General features: G+C 70.0%; 20 protein-coding genes. 17 read left to right on the top strand and 3 right to left on the bottom strand.

Going from position 1 to position 19,502, the window contains the following annotated elements; genetic code table 11:
• Nucleotides 1-67 precede the first annotated feature (67 nt).
• From LH076_RS14705 to LH076_RS14685, 5 genes are all read left to right on the top strand, one after another.
• Complete coding sequence (locus tag LH076_RS14705; protein WP_227783648.1) at nt 68-649, top strand: TetR/AcrR family transcriptional regulator; 582 nt, start codon at nt 68-70, stop codon at nt 647-649.
• Between the two features lie 89 nt (nt 650-738).
• On the top strand, nt 739-1,785 hold the full coding sequence (locus LH076_RS14700; protein ID WP_227781506.1) for an agmatine/peptidylarginine deiminase: 1,047 nt from the start codon (nt 739-741) through the stop codon (nt 1,783-1,785).
• The gene (locus LH076_RS14695; RefSeq protein ID WP_227781505.1) at nt 1,782-2,714 is read left to right on the top strand and encodes a nitrilase-related carbon-nitrogen hydrolase; all 933 of its coding nucleotides are present in this window, start codon (nt 1,782-1,784) and stop codon (nt 2,712-2,714) included. The genes LH076_RS14700 and LH076_RS14695 overlap by 4 nt, the downstream gene beginning before the upstream one ends.
• Nucleotides 2,715-2,756: 42 nt before the next feature.
• Nucleotides 2,757-4,127 carry a flavin monoamine oxidase family protein gene (locus LH076_RS14690; RefSeq protein WP_227781504.1) on the top strand — a complete coding sequence of 457 codons (1,371 nt, stop codon included), beginning with the start codon at nt 2,757-2,759 and terminating at the stop codon, nt 4,125-4,127.
• A 16-nt stretch (nt 4,128-4,143) separates the two neighbouring features.
• Nucleotides 4,144-5,562, top strand: a complete 1,419-nt coding sequence (locus tag LH076_RS14685; protein WP_227781503.1) for a gamma-aminobutyraldehyde dehydrogenase — start codon at nt 4,144-4,146, stop codon at nt 5,560-5,562.
• On the opposite strand, the gene LH076_RS14680 is transcribed toward LH076_RS14685, so the two are convergent.
• A complete protein-coding gene (locus LH076_RS14680; RefSeq protein ID WP_227781502.1) occupies nt 5,534-6,193 on the bottom strand; it encodes a Pr6Pr family membrane protein in 660 nt (219 codons plus the stop codon). The two genes, LH076_RS14685 and LH076_RS14680, sit on opposite strands and share 29 nt — an antisense overlap.
• Nucleotides 6,194-6,226: 33 nt before the next feature.
• Here LH076_RS14680 and LH076_RS14675 point away from each other — a divergent pair, with 33 nt between their 5' ends.
• A complete protein-coding gene (locus tag LH076_RS14675) occupies nt 6,227-6,325 on the top strand; it encodes a DUF2200 family protein (protein WP_227781501.1) in 99 nt (32 codons plus the stop codon).
• The gene (locus tag LH076_RS14670) at nt 6,322-7,029 is read left to right on the top strand and encodes a hypothetical protein (protein ID WP_227781500.1); all 708 of its coding nucleotides are present in this window, start codon (nt 6,322-6,324) and stop codon (nt 7,027-7,029) included. The genes LH076_RS14675 and LH076_RS14670 overlap by 4 nt, the downstream gene beginning before the upstream one ends.
• A 13-nt stretch (nt 7,030-7,042) precedes the next feature.
• On the opposite strand, the gene LH076_RS14665 is transcribed toward LH076_RS14670, so the two are convergent.
• On the bottom strand, nt 7,043-7,519 hold the full coding sequence (locus LH076_RS14665) for a hypothetical protein (protein ID WP_227781499.1): 477 nt from the start codon (nt 7,517-7,519) through the stop codon (nt 7,043-7,045).
• Nucleotides 7,520-7,549: 30 nt separating this feature from the next.
• Here LH076_RS14665 and LH076_RS14660 point away from each other — a divergent pair, with 30 nt between their 5' ends.
• Nucleotides 7,550-8,371, top strand: a complete 822-nt coding sequence (locus LH076_RS14660) for a hypothetical protein (protein ID WP_227781498.1) — start codon at nt 7,550-7,552, stop codon at nt 8,369-8,371.
• Here LH076_RS14660 and LH076_RS14655 read toward each other — a convergent pair.
• On the bottom strand, nt 8,347-8,922 hold the full coding sequence (locus LH076_RS14655; RefSeq protein WP_227781497.1) for a PadR family transcriptional regulator: 576 nt from the start codon (nt 8,920-8,922) through the stop codon (nt 8,347-8,349). The two genes, LH076_RS14660 and LH076_RS14655, sit on opposite strands and share 25 nt — an antisense overlap.
• Before the next feature lie 113 nt (nt 8,923-9,035).
• Between LH076_RS14655 and LH076_RS14650 the strand changes: the two genes are divergently transcribed.
• The 9 genes from LH076_RS14650 (at nt 9,036) to thpR (ending at nt 19,501) form a co-directional block, all read left to right on the top strand.
• A complete protein-coding gene (locus tag LH076_RS14650) occupies nt 9,036-9,920 on the top strand; it encodes a mechanosensitive ion channel family protein (RefSeq protein WP_227781496.1) in 885 nt (294 codons plus the stop codon).
• A complete protein-coding gene (locus tag LH076_RS14645) occupies nt 9,917-10,333 on the top strand; it encodes a hypothetical protein (protein WP_227781495.1) in 417 nt (138 codons plus the stop codon). The genes LH076_RS14650 and LH076_RS14645 overlap by 4 nt, the downstream gene beginning before the upstream one ends.
• A 58-nt stretch (nt 10,334-10,391) precedes the next feature.
• Complete coding sequence (locus LH076_RS14640) at nt 10,392-11,834, top strand: MDR family MFS transporter (protein ID WP_227781494.1); 1,443 nt, start codon at nt 10,392-10,394, stop codon at nt 11,832-11,834.
• A 20-nt stretch (nt 11,835-11,854) separates the two neighbouring features.
• Nucleotides 11,855-13,144, top strand: coding sequence for a hydroxyacid-oxoacid transhydrogenase (locus LH076_RS14635; RefSeq protein WP_227781493.1), 1,290 nt, complete (start codon nt 11,855-11,857; stop codon nt 13,142-13,144).
• Nucleotides 13,141-13,659, top strand: coding sequence for an acyl-CoA thioesterase (locus LH076_RS14630; RefSeq protein ID WP_227781492.1), 519 nt, complete (start codon nt 13,141-13,143; stop codon nt 13,657-13,659). The genes LH076_RS14635 and LH076_RS14630 overlap by 4 nt, the downstream gene beginning before the upstream one ends.
• A 23-nt stretch (nt 13,660-13,682) precedes the next feature.
• A complete protein-coding gene (locus LH076_RS14625; protein WP_227781491.1) occupies nt 13,683-14,828 on the top strand; it encodes an acyl-CoA dehydrogenase family protein in 1,146 nt (381 codons plus the stop codon).
• Nucleotides 14,829-14,992: 164 nt separating this feature from the next.
• The gene (locus LH076_RS14620) at nt 14,993-18,142 is read left to right on the top strand and encodes a S8 family serine peptidase (RefSeq protein WP_227781490.1); all 3,150 of its coding nucleotides are present in this window, start codon (nt 14,993-14,995) and stop codon (nt 18,140-18,142) included.
• Nucleotides 18,143-18,217: 75 nt separating this feature from the next.
• Nucleotides 18,218-18,940, top strand: coding sequence for a VIT family protein (locus LH076_RS14615; RefSeq protein WP_227781489.1), 723 nt, complete (start codon nt 18,218-18,220; stop codon nt 18,938-18,940).
• 3 nt (nt 18,941-18,943) lie between these two features.
• Nucleotides 18,944-19,501, top strand: coding sequence for an RNA 2',3'-cyclic phosphodiesterase (thpR, locus tag LH076_RS14610; protein WP_227781488.1), 558 nt, complete (start codon nt 18,944-18,946; stop codon nt 19,499-19,501).
• Nucleotide 19,502: the final 1 nt, after the last annotated feature.

Raw genomic sequence — 19,502 nt, 5'->3', positions numbered from 1 at the left:
ACAACATACAAAGTTAGATCTGCAGCACTATGACCCCGATCACGTCTAGGGTCAAGGGGTGGGTGAGATGCAGCGACGGAACCGGCGGCTGGACCGCCCGCGCGAGCGGGTCCTCGAGGTCGCATGGGAGCTCCTCGTCGAGAAGGGTCTGGCGGATCTGACGCTCGCCGAACTGGGCCGCCGGGTTGACACCAGCGCGAGCCACCTCCTCTACTACTTCGGCAGCAAGGACGAGCTCCTGCTCGAGGTCCTGCGCTGGAGCGAGACGCAGCTGTGGACCCGCTGGCAGCGGATCCTTGCCGAGGAGAGCGACCCGGTGGAGCGCATACGCCGGTTCTGCGCGCTGTATCTCCCGCCTCGCGCCAAGGATCCCCGGTGGTTGCTGTGGATGGAGATCTGGCCGCGAGTCCTGCGCCTGGAGGTCCTGCGCGAAGCGCACGCCGGACTCGACGAGCGCTGGCGCGTCTCCCTGGCCGGTCTCCTGGTCGATGCCGGCGTCGCCGACGCAGGGCCGCTGGCGCGCCGCATCTGCGCCCTCCTCGACGGCCTCTCCGTCGCCCTCACCCTCGATGAGGCCGGGCTGACGATCAAGGAGGCATGTGACCACGCGATGGCGCTGCTTCCGAGCGAGACGCGCGCGCTCGACTGACGGCTCGTTTGCGCAATGTGATCGGCACCACTACTTTTGAACAACGTTTTGAGTGACGTTCAAAAGTGAGGAGGTCGACCATGTGGTCGATGCCTGCCGAGACAACCCGGCATGACGCCACCTGGATGGCGTGGCCGGCGGGGTCCTACACCTTGGGTGAGACCACCGCCGAGGCCGACGAGGCGCGCGGGACCTGGGCGGCGGTCGCGAACGCGATCGCTGGCTACGAGCCGGTCCACATGCTCGTGCCGCCGACGGAGCGGGACGCGGCCCGCCGGCTGCTGAGTTCCGCCGTGACGTGTCACGAGGTCCCGCTGGACGACGCGTGGTACCGCGACATCGGCCCGACATTCGTGCTCGGGCCCGACGGCAGGGGCGGGCAGCTGCTGGGTGCCGTGAACTGGACCTTCAACGGCTGGGGTCAGCAGTCGTGGGCCGCCTGGGAGCACGACGCCGTCGCCAGTGTGGTGGCGACCGAGGCGAGCGGTGCGGTGCGGATCGACTCCGCCATGGTGAACGAGGGTGGCGGCATCCACACCGACGGTGCCGGGACGTTCCTCGTGACCGAGACCGTCCAGCTGGACCCCTGGCGCAACCCCGGATGGACGCGGGAGCAGGTCGAGGCCGAGCTCACGCGCACCGTCGGCGCGGAGCGGACGATCTGGCTCGACCGGGGCCTGACCCGTGACCACGAGCGCTACGGCACCCGCGGGCATGTCGACATCGTCGCGACCTTCGCCGACCGCGGCCTGCTGCTGGTGCATGACCAGCGCGACCCCGCCCATCCCGACCACCTCCTCTGCCGCGACACGGCGCAGGTGCTCGCCGGTGCCGAGGACGCGGACGGCAAGCCGGTCGACGTCGTCTACCTGCCGGCGCCGACCGTCCTCCGTGACGACGAGGGCTGGGTCGACTTCAGCTACGTCAACCACTACATCTGCAACGGCGCCGTCATCGCCTGCGCCTTCGACGACCCCACCGACGCCGAAGCGCGCGCCGTACTCGCCGACGCCTATCCCGGCCGTGAGGTCGTCCAGGTGGACGCCCGCCCGCTCTTCGCCCGCGGCGGCGGCATCCACTGCATCACCCAGCAGCAGCCCTCCGTCCCCGGAGCAAACCCGGAAGGAACCCGATGAAGCTCATCTCCGCCCCCGCGCCGGAGTCACTCGCCCGCGTCACGCCCGGCCCCGGCCGACGGCTCAGCGTCGGTGTGGTCCAGATGCACTGGCAGGCCGATCCGGCCACACACGCCGCCACGCTCGCAGAAGGCATCGGGCAGGCGGCCTCGGCCGGTGCCCAGGTCGTCTTCCTGCCAGAGCTCACTCTGTCGCGCTACCCCGCGGACACCCGGCCGTCCGGCCGCCCCGCGGACCTCGCCGAGCCGCTCGAGGACGGGCCGACCCACCGCTTCGCAGCTGCTGCGGCCGCGGAGCACGGCGTCTTCGTGCACGCCTCGCTCTATGAGCGGGCCGAAGGGCCGCGCGGTGAGGACGGCCTCGGCTACAACACCGCCGTCCTGGTCGCGCCTGACGGCCGGATCGTGGCGCGGACCCGCAAGCTCCACATCCCGGTGACCGAGGGCTACTTCGAGGACCTCTACTTCCGGCACGGTCCGGCCGACGAGCCCTACCCGGTCCACGAGGTCGACCTCCCCGGCCTGCCTCGTCTCGGGCTGCCGACCTGCTGGGACCAGTGGTTCCCCGAGTTGGCCCGGGCCTACTCGCTCGGGGACGCCGAGGTACTGGCCTACCCGACGGCCATCGGCTCCGAGCCCGACCACCCCGACTTCGACACGCAGCCGCTGTGGCAGTCGGTCATCGTGGGCAACGGCATCGCCAACGGCCTCTTCATGGCCGTCCCGAACCGGTGGGGCGAGGAAGGACGGATCAGCTTCTACGGCTCCTCCTTCATCTCCGACCCCTACGGCCGGATCCTGGCGCAGGCGCCGCGCGAGGGTGACCACGTCCTGGTCGCCGAGCTCGATCTCGACCAGAGGCGGGAGTGGCTGACCCTCTTCCCGTTCCTGGACACCCGGCGTCCGGACACCTACGCAGCGCTGGCCTGAGCCCGCCCCACCAGACACCTCCCCAAGAAGGATTCGAAAGAGATGACCAGCTCGTACGACACCGTGGTCGTCGGCGCAGGCGTGACCGGCCTGATGACGGCGTACCGACTGACACAGGCGGGCCAGCGCGTGCTGGTCCTCGAGGCACGCGACCGGGTCGGGGGTCGGCTCCGCACCGAGAGCCACCACGACTCCGACTTCGAGATCGGCGGCCAGTGGGTCTCGCCGGACCAGACCGCGCTCATCGGCCTGCTCGAGGAGCTCGGCCTGGAGACCTACGCTCGCTACCGCGAGGGTGACTCCCTCTACGTCGACCGGGCCGGCGCGGCCCTCCGCTTCGCCGGTGAGGACCTCCCTCTCGAGGAGCGGACCGCGAAGGAGATCGACCGGCTCATCGGCGTGCTGGACGAACTCGCCGCCGACATGGACCCCGACCGGCCGTGGAACCACCCCCGGGCCGAGGAGCTCGACCACGTCACGTTCGGTCAGTGGCTCGAGCAGCAGTGTGACGACCCCGAAGCACGGGACAACGTGGCGCTCTACATCGGCCCCGCCATGCTCACCAAGCCGGTCTGGTCCTTCTCCGCCCTGCAGGCGGTCCTCATGGCGGCCAGCGCCGGCTCGTTCACCCATCTCGTCGACGCGGACTTCATCCTCGACCGACGCGTCATCGGCGGCCTCGCCTCCGTCCCGGCCGCGCTCGCCGACCGTCTCGGCGACCGGGTCCGCCTGGGTGCCGACGTCGAGCGGATCGAGTGGGACCCCACGGCCCCGGACGCCGGCGCCGACGTGCAGGTCGGCGGTGAGAGGATCCACGCCGACCGGGTCGTCCTCGCGCTGCCGCCGACCCACGTGCAGCGGATCAGGATCGCTCCCGAGCTGCCCGCCGAGCACCGGCACGCCCGCGAGCACCAGTCCTTCGGCCTGGTGATCAAGGTGCAGGTCGAGTACGCCACGCCGTTCTGGCGCCAGCACGGCCTCTCGGGCACCGGTTTCGGTCCCTATCAGCTCGTCCACGAGGTCTACGACAACACCCTCCATGACGCGACGAAGGGCACCCTCGTCGGCTTCGTCTCCGACGTGCGCGCCGACGAGGTCGGTCGGCTCGACGCCGGTGAGCGGCAGGAGCGGATCCTCGCCTCCCTCGCCGCCTACTTCGGTGAGGAGGCACTGCACCCGATCACGTACGTCGAGAGCGACTGGCAGCACCAGGAGCTGACCGGCGGCGCCTATGCGACGAGCTTCGACGTCGGTGGCCTGACGCGCTACGGCGCCAGGCTGCACGAGCCCGTCGGCCCCCTGGAGTTCGGCAGCAGCGACATCGCCGGTCTCGGCTTCCAGCACGTCGACGGCGCCGTCCGCATGGGCGAGCGGCTCGCCGCCCGCGTGCTCGGCGACCCGACCGCCGTCTGAGGAGGAGGACACGATCATGATCGCCAACGTCATCGACGGCCGGCTCGTGGAGGCGGCCGACGGTCGCACCAGCGAGGTGGTCGACCCCAGCACCGGGAAGACCTACGACGTCGCCGCACTCTCGGGCGCGGCCGACGTGGATGCGGCGTACGCCGCCGCCGAGCGCGCCGTCCGCGAGTGGCGCCGCACCACACCGGCAGAGCGGCAGCGACAGCTGTTCGCACTCGCCGACGCGCTCTCCGCTCGACTCGACGACCTCGTCGAGGCAGAGGTCGCGAACACCGGGAAGCCGGTCTCCCTCACGCGGTCCGAGGAGATCGAGGTGGGCATCGACCAGCTGCGCTACTTCGCCGGTCTCGCCCGCTCGCTCGAGGGAGCGGCTGCGGGGGAGTACCTGACCGGGCACACCTCCTACGTCCGACGCGAGCCGGTCGGCGTGATCGGTCAGGTGGCGCCCTGGAACTACCCGTTCATGATGGCGATCTGGAAGATCGCGCCCGCCCTCGCGGCCGGGAACACCGTGGTGCTCAAGCCGTCCGACACGACGCCCGCATCGGCGGCGCTCGTCGGGGAGATCGCCGCGTCGGTGCTGCCACCCGGCGTGCTGAACGTCGTCTGCGGCGACCGTGACACCGGGCGTCTCGTCGTCGCCCACCCCACCGCGGCGATGGTCTCGATCACCGGCTCGACGGCGGCAGGTCGCCAGGTCGCCACCGCTGCCGCGGCGGACGTGAAGCGGGTCCACCTGGAGCTGGGCGGCAAGGCGCCTGCACTGGTCTTCGCCGACGCCGACCTCGACGCGACGATCGAGGGAATCGTGACCGGCGCGTTCTTCAACGCCGGCCAGGACTGCACCGCTGTCACGCGGGTGCTGGTCGCCTCAGAGATCACCGAGCTGTTCACCGAACGGCTGGTCGCCGCCGTCGCGGACATCCACACCGGCCCGCCGGTCGACGAGTCGGCCTTCTACGGCCCGCTCAACAACGCCGATCAGCTCGCCCGCGTGACGCACATCGTCGACTCACTGCCCTCCCATGCCCGCGTGCTGGCGGGTGGTCACCGAGTCGGGGAGACCGGATTCTTCTATGCTCCGACGGTCGTGGTCGGCGTACGGCAGGACGATGCGATCGTGCAGCAGGAGACGTTCGGGCCCGTCGTCACGGTGCAGACCTTCGACTCCGAGCAGGAGGCGATCGAGCTTGCCAACGACGTCGACTACGCGCTCGCCGCAAGCGTATGGACCCAGAACCATGGCGTCGCGCACCGGTGCTCGGTCGAGCTCGACTTCGGCTGTGTGTGGGTCAACACCCACATCCCGCTCGTCGCCGAGATGCCGCACGGTGGTTTCAAGCAGAGCGGGTATGGCAAGGACCTGTCACGCTACGGGCTCGAGGACTACACGCGCATCAAGCACGTGATGCACGCCTTCGGCTGAGCTCAGGGCGGCGCGAGATCGCGATGAATCCCCAGGCCAGCAGCAGGGCGACACCGAGGATGACGACGACGTACGCACTCACGCCGAGCCAGCCGAGATCGCCTCGGCGGTCGAGGAAGTCGTAGGGGACACGGGACGTGCCGTGCGGCCGCTCGAAGCGCGGGTTGCTCACCTCGGCGCGCACCAAGGTGTAGATCAGCCAAGCGATCGCCCAGGCGAGGAACCACCACGACCGTGGACCGAGCCACGTGCGCGGGCGCGCCAGGAGGAAGCCGAGGACGGCGAGCACCGGGATGACCTGGTGCAGGAGCGCGTTGTAGACCACGTCGATGCCGTGCAGGTCGACCGTGCCGGCCAGCAGCAGGTTGAAGACCACGCCGGTCACGGTGATGCCGACCAGTCCTGCCAGCCGCAGGGCCTCGAAGAACGGGCCCCGGCGGAGCGGATCGAGCGCCACCAAGAGTGCGCCGACGCCGACCAGGATGTTGGACTGGATGGTGAAGAAGCTGAACGTGTTGGCCAAGCTGCGCCCGACGTGGATGTTCTGCACGACCTGACCGACGATCGCATAGGTCACGAGCACGGCGACCACGGCATGCCAGCCGCGGACCACTCCGTTGTGGTTCGGCATGGGCACACCCTAGGGCTGGGCTAGGTTCGGGCCGTGCACCGAATCTTCGCCACGCCCTTCTCCGACGTCTATCCCCACTTCGTCACGAAGGTGGAGAGGAAGGGCCGGCCGATGGAGAAGGTCCTCCGGTGACCGGGAAGGAGCCGGCGGACGCTGAGCCGAAGAACCGCACCGGTGAGAACCGCCTTCCGCCGGCAGCAGCGGTCGTCGTCGCGATCGTCGTCTATGCACTGCTGCCCAGCTCGCTCCTGCTGACCGGGCGGCTGCTCACCCCGATCGTGGAGGCGCTGCTCCTGATCGCCCTCATCGCGACCAACCCGCGCCGGATGAATCGTGAGACCCGCTGGTCGCGCGGCGCCTCGATCGCCCTGGCGGCGATCATGATCCTCACCAACCTGGCCTCCCTCGGACTGCTGGTCTCCGCCATCACCGGGTCGAAGCCCGACGGGGCGCGCCTGCTCGTTGCGGCGGTCCAGATCTGGGGGACGAACGTCATCGGATTCGCCCTCATGTACTGGGAGATCGACCGCGGAGGCCCGGTGGTCCGGGCGCGCCGCAAACGGTCCGACCTCCCGCTCGCGGACTGGCGCTTCTCCCAGGACGAGGACCGCGACACCGTGATCGAGGTGCAGCGCGGCTCCAGCGAGACCAGCGGGTGGCTGCCGACCTTCGTCGACTACCTCTACGTGTCCCTCACCAACTCCAGCGCCTTCAGTCCCACGGACACGATGCCGCTGAGCCCGCGCGCCAAGCTCCTGATGGGCACCCAGGCGTCGACTGCCCTCTTCACCTCACTCGTGCTGGTGGCGTTCGCCGTCAGCTCACTGGGCGGCTGAAGAGTGACCCTCCCTAGGTCTCCAGCAGTGCGCGCCGGGCGGCATCGGCGTGCAGCTCGGCGATGGCCTGCTGCTGATCGCGCGCCTGCTGGGCCAGCCTCTCCAGCTCGGCGCGGTCCAACCGAGGTTCCTGGTCGACGATCGCGAGCAGCGATTCCCACCCGGCCAGCTTGCCGGCCAGGGCGACCCGCATCGTCTCGAGCTCCACGTGCTCGGTGCCCGAGCGGTCGTACACGAGCCGGGCGAGCGACCGGACGCGGCTCACGCGCTCGCTTGCGCTGGCGGCCATCACGCTGATCGGGTTCTCCCGTACGCCGACGGCGGCCATCATCCGGCGCAGCGTGGCCCGCTCCTCGACCAGCTCGCCGTGGATTCGCCGGATGACGTCGGACGCGCCGCCGAGGTGCTCGTCGGCCGCCCGGTCGAAGAGGCCGACGCCCGCGGTCGAGCCGGCCAGGTGGGTCCGCATGTAGTGCGCGAGGTGGGACATGGTGAGGCGGTACCCCGCTAGGTTCGGGACATGACGGCGTCCCGGGAGCCGGTCACCGCTGAGCTGACCACCTATCGCTACGTGCGGTTCGCACTACTCGCCCTCCTGCTGGCGCTGGCGATCTCGGTCGCGGCCGAGACGGTGCGTGACGGCTGGCAGACCTCGATCAGCGCCTACTACTACACCGCCGCCGGTCCGGTCTTCATCGGAGCGCTCACGGCGATCGGCGTCTGCCTGATCGCCTTGCGTGGCTTCACCGACGCGGAGGACGTCTGCCTCAATCTCGCCGGCATCTCCGCGCCGATGGTCGCGTTCGTGCCGACGCCCGAGGAGGGGCGCAGCCCCGACGTGCACGCGATCGTCAACAACGCCTCCACCTTCCTGGCCGTCCTCGCGATCGGATACGTCGTCGTGCTGGTCGCCCTCGCGCGGAAGCCCACGCGGCCCAGTCGATGGGCTGCCCTCGGCCTGGTCGCTACGGCCGTGGCGTGGGGCGTCGGGGCGATCTGGCTGGCGAGTGACCGCGACTTCTTCGCGGCCCACGCCCACGGCCTGGCCGCCGTCTTCACCTTCGTGCCGTTCGCCGGCGTCGTACTGCTCAACACCGACTGGGGTGTCCGTGTCCTCGCCACGGAGGCGGACGCGAGCCGCACCCGCTTCGACGGCGCCTACTGGGGCGTGATCGCCGCCATGGCCGTGGTCTGTGTCGGAGCGCTCGCGCTCCACAGGTGGGAGTTCGTGCTGCTCGCCACCGAGGTCGCCCTGCTCAGCCTCTTCGCCCTCTTCTGGCTGCTGCAGAGCATCGACCTGATGGACCCGCGCCGCGATCAGGCGTCGGCGAGCAGTCGGTAGATCGCCTGGCGGGCCGTCTTGACCGCGGCCACGGCCTGGTCGGTCAGCTCGTCGTTGTCGGTGAGGCCGACCTGCTTGACCGCGAGATGCAGCTGGGCGAGCTCCGTGCGGAGCTGGTTGCCCGCGCCACCGCGGCCTTCGGCGAGCCTGTCGAGGGCGGAGGCATCGGCCTCGGCCGTGCCGGACTCGGTGAGGACGAAGGTCTTGCGGCCGCCGTCCTCGGTCGAGGAGATCAGGCCCTCGTCCTCGAGCTGCTGCAGCATCGGGTAGACCGAGCCGGGGCTGGGGCGCCAGCGTCCCTCGGCCTTCTCCTCGAGCCGTTTCATCAGCTCATAGCCGTAGGCCGGTCCCTCGATGAGGCCGGCGAGCAGCAGGGGACGGATGTCGCCGCGTCGGCGCCGCCCCCCCATGCCGCCCATGCCTGCCATGCCGCGCGGTCCGTCGGGTCCGCCGCGACGACCGCGGCCCTCTCCGTGACCACCGGGGCCACGTCGGCTCTGTCGGTTGCGTCCGGGGCGCTGACCCCAGTCCATGTCGTTTCGTGATTCCACGATGAGCTCCTTTCATTGATGCTCGAATGAACCGTATCACGATATATCGCGATAGTTCAAGAGGGAGGGACCCGAGTGAATCGCCGTGGAGGTCAGGCCCTAACCTGAGGAGGGTGATCGTCTTGGCCAGTGACGCCGCCACCGACCTGAGCACCTGGGCTCGTGGGTCGGGGCTGGAGATCGTCCTGTGGATCACCGGCGCCGTCCTCTTCGCCCGCTTCGTGACCTGGGTCGGCGAACGTCTCGAGGCGCGCCTCGAGGTCGATGCGAAGGGCCCCGACAACCTCGTCCGTTCCGAGGAGGCCAAGCGCCAGCACGCGCTCGCGCAGGTGATCACATGGGTCCTGGTCGTCCTCTTCGACATCCTCGCCGCCGTCAAGGTGCTCGAGGCCCTGGGCGTCGAGCTCTCCGCCGTGGTGCCGGCGGCGACCGTCGCCGGCGTCGCCCTCGGCTTCGGCGCGCAGAAGATCGTCGGCGACCTGCTCTCGGGCTTCTTCCTGCTGGCCGAGCGGCAGTACGGGTACGGCGACCTCATCCGCGTCTCGGTCGTCGGCCTCGGCACGCCGATGATCGGGACGGTCGAGGACGTCAGCCTGCGCATCACGACGATCCGCACGCCCGCGGGTGAGGTGGTGATGACGCCGAACGGCCAGATCGCCCAGGTCACCAACCTCTCGCGCGGCTGGGCGCGCGCGGTCATCGACGTGCCGATCCCGGTGACCGTCGACGTCAACCGCGTCACGGACATTCTGCGCGAGGTCGGCGCGAACGCCTTCCGCGACGCCGACCTGCGCCCGCTGCTCCTCGACAAGCCTGCGGTGATGGGCGTCGAGTCGATCGAGGTCGACCAGTTCCAGGTCCGCGTCGTCGCCCGGACCCTTCCGGGCCGGCAGTTCGACGTCGGCCGCATGCTGCGCCAGATGATCACCCGTGCCCTGCTCGCCGAGGGAATCCGACTGCCGACCCAGCTCGCGACGGGAGAGCCGACCAGCTCATGACCGAGACGTCCCGCATGACCTGGCCCGCCTGGGCGCCGCGACCGTCGACGGTTGTCCTCATGGTGGTCTTCGTGGCCGCCCTCGTGACGTGGCTCTTCGTCCGGCCGCCCACGTCCGACACCGGGGGCACGCCCCAGCCGGCGGTGACCTTCACGCCCAAACCGACAGCCACCCCGACCCGGCAGCCGTCGCGGACACCGACGCCGAGCGCCGGGGTCACGCCGAGCAGTTCGCCGATCCCGGTGCCGACCACCACCACGGCGGCCCCGGCTCCCGGTCACACCGCGAGCACGACGCCGAGCGTCCCCGTGACGACGACGCCGCCGGCCACGACGCCTGCGCCGACGACCACGGCGCCACCGGCCGTTCAGGACACGACCGCACCCGCGCCGACCGACACCGCCACGCCTTGACCGTCCGCGGCCGCCGGACGCGGGAATACATACGTGCCCTATCGAGTTGCGCCCCCACGTGACCACCGCCGAGACCGTCTCCCGTAAGTCCGTCGGCCTGCGCAGCGAGCGGGGTCCGATCCTCCTCGGCGTGATGCTCAGCGTCGGGCTGGTCGCGATCGACTCGACGATCCTCGCGACCGCGGTGCCCAGCGTGGTCGACGACCTCGGCGGCTTCACCCAGTTCCCGTGGCTCTTCTCGATCTACCTGCTCGCGCAGGCGGTGACGGTCCCGATCTACGGCAAGCTCACCGACGTCCTCGGACGTAAGCCCGTCATGCTCGCCGGCATCGCCGTCTTCCTGCTGGGCTCCCTGCTCTGTGGCCTCGCTTGGGGGATGGTGCCACTCATCATCTTCCGCGCGCTCCAGGGCCTCGGCGCCGGCGCCGTGCAGCCGACCGCGATGACGATCATGGGTGACATCTACACGCTCGAGGAGCGGGCCAAGGCGCAGGGTTACATCGCCTCCGTGTGGGCCGCCGCCAGCCTCATCGGCCCGACGCTGGGCGGTGTCTTCTCCGACTACGTCAGCTGGCGTTGGATCTTCTTCGTCAACCTGCCGCTCGGCCTCGTCGCGATGTTCCTGATCAACCGCGACTTCCACGAGTCCTTCAAGCGTGCTGCGCACAAGTTCGACCTCGGCGGCGCCGCCCTGCTCACCGGCGGCGGTGTCCTGCTGCTCCTCGGACTCCTCGAGGGAGGCCAGCGCTGGGCGTGGGACTCGACCATGGGCGTCGGGATCTTCGTCGTGGCCGCGGCCATGCTCGCCGCCTTCGTCTGGGTCGAGGCCCGCGTCGCAGAGCCGGTGCTGCCGCTCTGGGTCTTCCGTCACCGCACCCTCAACGGCGCCAACCTCGGCAGCTTCGCAGTCGGCCTCGTGATGCTCGGCCTGTCGTCGTACGTGCCGCTCTTCTGTCAGGGCGTGCTCGGTGCGGGCGCGATCGTGGCTGGGCTCGTCCTCGCGGCGATGACGATCGGCTGGCCGCTCGCGGCCAGCAACTCCGGACGCTTCTACCTCACCGTCGGCTTCCGGGCGACCGCCACCGTCGGTGCCCTCTTCGTGATGGCCGGCGGACTCCTGCTGCTCACGATCGACCAGCACAGTCACCTGTGGTGGGTCGCGGTGCCCAACTTCCTGATGGGACTGGGCTTCGGCTCACTGGCCAGCCCCGGCCTGGTCGCCGCTCAGAGCAGCGTCGGACGGTCCGAGCGCGGCGTGGCGACCGGGGCCAACATGTTCGCCCGTAACGTCGGCAGCGCCGTCGGCGTCGCCATCTTCGGTGCGGTCGCCAACGGCGTCGTCAAGCACCGCACCGGTTCGGTGCCGACCAGCCTCGAGCACCTGCCCGCCGACGTCCTGAGTCCTGCCATCCATGAGGTCTTCCTCGTCGCGGCCGTGCTGACCGTCCTGCTGCTCCTCTCCGCGCCACTGCTCCCGAAGCGGGTGACCGCGGCCGAGTAACGGCGAGTAACGTCGCCGGCATGACGTGCCAGCACGAGTCGGCGTACACCATCGACGCCTCCCGCGTGACGTTCGGCGAGGGCGCACTGCGCGAGGTGGGGGAGCGTCTGCGGCAGTACGCCGGCGAGCGGGTCGCCCTCGTCACCGACCCCCGCGCGGGTGAATGGACCTGGCACCCCCAGGTGCTCGAATCACTCACCTCCGCGGGCTTCGACGTGGTCGAGTTCAATGACGTCGAGGTCGAGCCGACCGACCGCTCGATGCAGGCCGCCGTCGAGTGGGCCCGCGACGCCGAGCCGGACCTCTTCGTCTCGCTCGGTGGTGGCTCCGTCATCGACACCGCGAAGGTCGCGAACCTCCTCTCGACCCACGACGGCGAACTGATCGACTACGTCAACGCACCACTCGGCGGCGCCCGCCCCGTGCCCGGCCCACTGAAGCCGCACCTCGCCCTGCCCACCACGTCGGGCACCGGCTCGGAGGTCACCGGCATCGCGATCTTCGACCTGCTCGACATCCACGCCAAGAGCGGTATCTCGTCGGCCGCGCTGCGCCCGACCGAGGCCATCGTCGACCCCGCCGTGACGGAGACACTGCCGCCGGCCGTCGTGGCCTCGAGCGGTCTCGACGTGCTCTGCCACGCGCTCGAGTCCCTGACCGCACGGCCCTTCACCGCCCGCCCGGTGTCCTCGCCGGCCACGAGTCGGCCTGCCAGCCAGGGCCACAACCCGTGGAGCGACCTCGGCTGCCGCGAGGCCCTCACGCTCATCGGCCGCCACCTCCGCGACGCCGTGGCCGGTGACCCTCACGCCCGCCACCAGATGATGTGGGCCGCCACCCTGGCCGGCATCGCCTTCGGCAACGCGGGCGTCCACGTCCCGCACGCGATGGCGTACGCCGTCGCCGGCCGGATCCACGACACGAGCAGCTACCGCCCCGAGGGCTATCCGGGCGACGAGGCCCTGGTGCCGCACGGCTTCGCGGTGGCGGTGAACGCTCCGGCCGCCTTCCGCCTCCTCGCGGAGACCAGCCCCGAGCGACACCTCGAGGGTGCCCGCCTGCTCGCACCCGCCCACATCGCCGACGCGGCACCGTCGGAAGCAGGAGAGGTGCTCTCCGAGACCCTGGCCACCCTGATGCGCGACGTCGGCGCGCCCAACGGTCTCAGCGGCGTCGGTTACACGACGGACGACATCCCGGGTCTGGTCGAGGGCGCGAGTCCCCAGCGCAGGCTTCTCGACAACGCCCCCGCACCGATCCACGACGACGAGCTCACGCAGATCTTCGAGCAGGCAGTGAGCATCTGGTGACCGCCGACAGCACCGCAGGCAGCAGCTCCGAACGCGCAGACACCGAGCGCGCCGTCATCCCGACCCTCGCCGACTACCCCCACCACATGGCCCTCCAGACCCGCTGGATGGACAACGACATCTACGGCCACGTCAACAACGTGACCTACTACAGCTACTTCGACACGGTCGCCAATGCCTGGATGGTCGCCCACGGGCTCGACATCCAGGACGGTCCGGTCATCGGTGTCGTGGCCGAGTCGACCTGTCGCTACCACCGCGAGATCGCCTTTCCCGACGCCCTCATGCTGGGTCTGAGGATCGACAAGCTGGGCAACCGCGCCGTCACCTGGGGCATCGGCATCTTCCGTGAGGGCGAGTCGCAGGCGGTCGCCCATGGCACCTTCGTGCACGTCTTCGTGGGGCGGGACGACCGACGCCCCGTCGTACCCCCGGAGCCTCTGGCCACGGCGCTCAAGGAGCTGGCCGAGGCGTCAGGTCGGGGGAGCGATCCGGGGAGGGTTACCGGCCGGTAACTTGCTGACGTAGACTCGACGGTATGGCACTCAAGCGCGACATCTACACCGAGGATCACGAGGACTTCCGGGCCTCCGTGCGTCAGTGGCTCGAGCGTTCGGTCATCCCGAACTCCGAGCAGTACATCGCCGACAAGGCGCTTCCGCGCGAGTTCTGGCTCGAGGCCGGCAAGAACGGCTTCCTCGGCCTCGCCCTCGACGAGGAGTACGGCGGCGCCGGCGACTTCCGCTTCAATGCGGTCCTCGCCGAGGAGCTCGCCAAGGTCAACGCGGCGCTGCCGACCTGCGTGGGCATCCACTCCGACATCACCGCGCCCTACATCAACGAGCTCGGCACCCCGGAGCAGAAGGAGCGCTGGCTCCCGGGCGTCGCCGCCGGCGAGATCCTCCTCGCGATCGGCATGACCGAGCCGTCCGGCGGCTCCGACCTCGCCGCGCTGAAGACCACCGCCGTTCGCGACGGTGACGAGTGGGTCATCAACGGCTCCAAGACCTTCATCACCAACGGCTTCTCCGCCGACCTCGTGGTGACCGCGGCCCGCACCGACCCGGAGAAGGGCCCGAAGGGCATCACCCTCTTCGCGATCGAGGCGACCAAGGAGGGCTTCAGCCGCGGCCGCAAGCTCGACAAGGTCGGCATGGAGGAGTCCGACACCGCCGAGCTCTTCTTCGAGAACGTCCGGGTCACCGACGCCGAGATCATCGGTGAGCTCAATATGGGCTTCATCCACATGATGCAGAAGCTCCAGCAGGAGCGCCTCTCCTGCGCGGTCGCCAACCTCGCGCACGCCAAGCAGATCCTGATCGAGACGCTGCAGTACACCAAGGACCGCAAGGCCTTCGGCCAGTCGATCGGCCAGTTCCAGCACAACAAGTTCCTCCTCGCCGAGCTCTTCACGCAGGTCGAGGTCTCCGAGGCGTTCCTCGACCGCTGCGTTCTCGAGCACTCGAAGGGCAACCTCTCCCACGTCGAGGCGTCCAAGGCCAAGTGGTGGACGAGCCAGGTGCAGAGCGAGGTGCTCGACCACTGCGTCCAGCTCCACGGTGGCTACGGCTTCATGAACGAGTACCGGGTGGCCCGCGCCTGGCGCGATGCCCGCGTCACGAAGATCTGGGCCGGTTCCAACGAGATCATGAAGGAGCTCATCGGCCGCGATCTGGGCCTCTGACGCTCGCTGTCCTCTCCTTCGGCAGTACGACGCCGCCCACTTCTCCGGGAGCGGGCGGCGTTGCCGTTCCGTGACCAAAATTTGCCTTACGCGGCGACGTTCCGCCATGGCACCATCCCGAGCACGTGTGGTGCGCCCGCACCCCACGAATCTCGGGAGTATTCGTGAACAAGTTGACACGTCTGTCTGTTGCCGCGCTCGCGGCAACGACACTCGGCGCCGGAGCACTGATCGTGCCGGCCCTCGCACCGGCGGCCTCGGCCGCGCCCCTCACCCACAAGCAGGGCGACTTCGTCGCCTCGACGGGGATGGGCAAGTCCGTCGCCGTCAGCAAGTACGACAGCTATGTCGTGCTGCTCAAGTCGGATCCGCTGCTCGGTAAGTTCTCGAAGGACCAGCTCGACACCGAGGCGGCGAGCAAGGCGCAGGCCGCGATCGTTGCGGACCACGACGCGGTCCTCGAGGACGCCGGCGTCGCCACCTCCACGGTCACGCAGGACCTGACCGTCGCCGCCAACGGCTTCGCCGTCGCCGGCGTCGACCACGCCGACGCCCTCCGACTGGCCGCCGACCCGAAGGTCGCGGCCGTCGTACCGAACGAGCTCCGCCAGGCCGAGGACTCGACCGCGGCGCCGGCCTCCTTCAAGGCCGGCCCGGTCCGGAAGCACGACCGTGAGCAGACGACCCTCCCGAGCAGCACGCAGAAGACCCGCCCCGGCGGGACCAAGGCGCCGTCGGCGTACACGCCCACGGCGAAGGGGAAGGTTCCGACCGAGGAGCAGTTCCTCAACCTGACCGACAAGGGCGAGGCCTACGCCTCAGGCATCAACGGCGAGGGCGTCCTCGTCGGTGTGATCGACACGGGCATCTGGCCCGAGCACCCGAGCTTCGCCGACGACGGCACCTTCCCCGCCGCGCCGGACCTCGGCCCGGACTCCTGCCAGTTCGGCAACACCGCCGCGAACCCCAACGACAAGCCGTTCACCTGTAACAACAAGCTGGTCGGTGCGCGCGACGAGACCACGACCTATCGCGCGGTCGAGGGTGCGGAGCCCGACGAGTTCGTCTCCGCACGTGACGACGAGGGCCACGGCACGCACACCGCCTCGACCACCGCCGGCGACGCCGACGTCAAGGCCTACATCCAGGGCCGGTACGTCGACACCACGACCGGCATCGCGCCGCGGGCGCAGATCATCGCCTACAAGGCCCTCGGCAACGGCGGCGGCTTCACCTCCGACCTGTCAGCCGCGATCGACCAGGCCGTCGCAGACGGCGTGGACGTGATCAACTACTCGATCGGTGGTGGTGCGAACCTCCTCGGTGCCGACGCGGTCTCGTTCCTCTTCGCGGCTGACGCGGGCGTCTTCGCCTCCGTCTCCGCGGGCAACTCGGGCCCCGGCCCGGAGACCATCGGCGGCCCCTCCGACAGCCCGTGGGTGACGTCGGTCGCCGCCGGCACCGAGCCGCGGTTCTACCAGGGAACGCTCAAGCTCGGCAACGGCCGGACCTACACCGGCGCCTCCGTGACGGCCACGCTTCCGTCGAAGCCGATCGTCGACGCCGCTGACCTCGGCAACCCGCTCTGCCTCGTCGACACGTCGTTCACCGCCAGCGTGAAGGGCAAGATCGTGGAGTGCCACCGCGGCTCGAACGGCCGCGTCGAGAAGAGCCTGACCGTCTCCAACGCCGGTGGCGTCGGCATGATCCTCGCCAACGTCGACACCCCGGAGCAGGACAATCTCTTCACCGACACCTTCTTCGTGCCGACCGTGCACGTCGACCAGTCGGTGGGCGACAGGATCACGGCGTACATCCACTCCGCCAAGGGCACGGCCACGGCCGCGATCACGGAGACCTCGACGATCGTGACGGAGCCGTGGAAGGCGCCGTCGGTGACGGTCTTCTCCTCCCGCGGTGAGTCGCCGACGGCGGCCTCGATCATCAAGCCCGACATCACCGCACCCGGCATCCAGGTGCTGGCCGGTGCCTCGCCGTTCACCGATGAGGGCTTCGTCCAGGGTGAGACCTTCCAGGCGATCGCCGGCACCTCGATGGCCGCTCCGCAGATCGCGGGCATCTACGCGCTGCTCAAGCAGGCCCACCCCGACTGGAGTGCGGCCGAGGCCAAGTCGGCGCTGCAGACGACCGCCTCGCTCGACATCCGGGACAACGACCGTACGACGCTCGCGGGCCCGTTCGATCGCGGTGCCGGGGAGGTCAACCCGGGCGTGCTCACCAAGCCCGGCCTCTTCAACCCCGGCCTGGTGTACGACGCAGGCTTCAACGACTACCTCGGCTTCTACTGCGACGCGGCCCCCGGCCTCTTCGCCGACGCGGCCAAGACGTGCGGATCCCTTGCGGCGGCAGGTGTCCCGACGAAGACCGAGGACCTGAACCTGGCCACGATCGGCGTCTCAGCGCTGGTGGGCTCGGAGACGGTGAAGCGCACGGTCACCAACGTGAGCTCCAAGTCGATCACGGTCACGGCCGACACGTCGGGTGCCCCGAAGGGCTACGCCCTCGCGGTCTCGCCGTCGACGCTGACCGTCGGTGCGGGGGAGTCGGCCTCCTTCGAGGTCACGATCACCAACACCGGCTCGGCTCCTGAGGGTGAGTGGCGCTTCGGGAACCTGACCTGGAACGGCTCGGGCTACCGGGTCAACAGCACGATCGCGGTCAAGGCCTCCGCGCTCGGCACGGAGGCGGCCGTCTCCGGGTCGGGTGCCTCGGGCACCGCCGAGATCCCGGTGAAGTTCGGTGACACCGGCACCTACTCGGCGGTCGCGTCCGGCCTGGTGGCCTCGGCGCCGCTCACCGGCTCCGTCGCGCAGGACCCGGACCAGACCTACCCGAGCTCGGACGACGATCAGGGCGGCGTGGTGAAGGTCCCGGTCACGATCGGTGACACGGCCTACTGGCGGATCGCCTACGCGGTGCCCGGCGAGGACGACATCGACCTCTACCTCCTCGGTCCCGACGGCACGGTCGTCGCGAAGTCGACCAACGGCGGCACCGACGAGGAGATCGACCTGTCCCACCCGGCGGCGGGCGCCTACACGCTGGTCGTCCACGGCTGGCAGGTCGGCGCGGCCACGCACGAGTTCTCGATCGACAACTGGATCGTGCCCACCGCTGGCGGCAGCCTGACCGTCACCTCGGCACCGGCCTCGGCGACCGTCAACACCAGCGGCACCGTCGGCGTCAGCTGGAGCGGCGCCTCGCCGGCCGGTGAGTACCTCGGCGTCGTCGATCACACCGACGGTTCGAGCGTCCTCGCCCAGACGGTCGTGGACGTGACCGGCACCGACTGATCGGGTCGCGGTCGACGTACCGACTAAGCCCCGCCTTCGTGGAATCTCCACGGAGGCGGGGCTTACTGTTCCGGCATGGCGGAGCTGATCGATCTCCACGAGCACGCGCACGGCGATGTCGGCGAGGGGCTCAGCAACAGACTGAACTGGCTTCGGGCCGGTGTCCTCGGGGCCAACGACGGCATCGTGTCGGTCGCGGGCATCGTCATGGGTGTCGCGGGCGCCACCAGCAACCGCAGCGACATCGTGATCGCGGGTGTCGCGGCACTGGTCGCCGGTGCGCTGTCGATGGCGGCCGGTGAGTACGTCTCGGTCTCGACCCAGCGCGACGCCGAGCTCGCGCTCATCGACGCCGAGAAGCACGACCTCGCGCACATGCCCGAGGAGGAGTTGCATCACCTCACGCACATGCTCGAGGAGCGCGGCCTCACGCCCGAGACCGCCGCCAAGGCCGCTGTCGAGCTGACCGAGTGGAACGACCTGCGTGTCCACGCGAAGCTCGAGTTCAACATCGACGTCGACGACGTGACCAACCCATGGGGCGCGGCGCTCGCCTCCGCCGTCTCGTTCACGATCGGCGCGCTGCTGCCGGTCCTCATGATCCTGCTCCCGGCCGGTGTGCGCATCTGGGCCACGCTGGCGGCGGTCGCGGTCGCGCTCGCCATCACCGGATGGGTCTCCGCCAAGGTCGGCTACGCCAAGCCCGGCCGCGCACTCGTTCGCAACGTCGCCGGGGGAGTCTTGGCGATGCTCGTCACCTGGGGGATCGGCCACCTGCTCGGCACCACCGTCGTCTGACGCATGAGGGTCTTCGCCGCACTCGTCCCGCCCGCTGACGTCATCGAGCACCTCGATGACTTCCTGGACGTACGCCGTGAGCACGGTGATCTGCGCTGGGCCGGGGCCGAGCAGTTCCATGTGACGCTCGCCTTCGCCGCCTCCACCTCGGAGACCGTGGTCGACGACTGGGCCGAGCGCCTGTCTCAGTCGCTGGGTCGACGTACACCCTTCGAGGCGGCGCTCGGCGGAGGCGGCGCCTTCCCCGACGCGGCCCGCGCCAAGGTCCTGTGGGTCGGCGTCACCGCCCCCGAGGGCGCGGTGGAGGCGCTGGCCGTCAACGCCCGCAACGCCGCCAATGCCTCGGGCATCGCCGTCGACGGAGCCCGGTTCCGCCCACATCTCACCGTCGCGCGACTCGGTTTCCCGATCGACGTCACCCGCTGGATCCGGATCCTCGACTCCTACGAGGGTCCGGCCTGGACCGTCGACACCGTCACGCTGCTGCAGTCGCACCTCGGCGAAGGCCCCCGCCGCCGCCCCCGCTACGAGCCCCTTGCCGAGCTCCCGCTCGGCGGTTGAG

The organism is Nocardioides sp. Kera G14, from assembly GCF_020715565.1.
In the GTDB taxonomy this organism is placed as follows: Bacteria; Actinomycetota; Actinomycetes; order Propionibacteriales; family Nocardioidaceae; genus Nocardioides.
The sequence above is the reverse complement of the archived record's forward strand: the minus strand, read 5'-3'. Positions and strand labels throughout refer to the sequence as shown.